Annotated in this window: 1 pseudogene; it reads left to right on the top strand. The window is 70.3% G+C overall.

From position 1 onward, the window contains the following. A pseudogene (locus SB754_RS19675) lies at positions 1 to 317 on the top strand (hypothetical protein); the annotation flags it as partial.

The following is a 317-nucleotide window of genomic DNA, read 5'->3' as shown; positions in this document are numbered from 1 at the left end:
GCCAGGTCTTCGCAGTGCAGAAGTCGCTGCACGACCGCGTGCTCGCCCCGGCGAACGAGCGACGGCTCGCCGTCCATTTGCGCGACATGGACAACGGGGACGACATCCTCGTCGGCTCCTTCCACGCGGCGCCCCTGACCGCGCTCAACTCGCTGCGCCGCAAACCGATCGCCGCGGCGCACGACGGGATGCGCTCCCTCTCGCCGGACACGCCCGCCGTGATGGTGGGCGACTTCAACTACCCGTGGTTCCTCCGCGGCCTCGAGCGCCACCTGACGACGTCCGGTTACACGCTCCAGCGCACGACCGAGCCCACC

This window comes from Leifsonia sp. SIMBA_070 (assembly GCF_046534635.1).
In the GTDB taxonomy this organism is placed as follows: domain Bacteria; phylum Actinomycetota; class Actinomycetes; order Actinomycetales; family Microbacteriaceae; genus Leifsonia.
The sequence above is the reverse complement of the archived record's forward strand: the minus strand, read 5'-3'. Positions and strand labels throughout refer to the sequence as shown.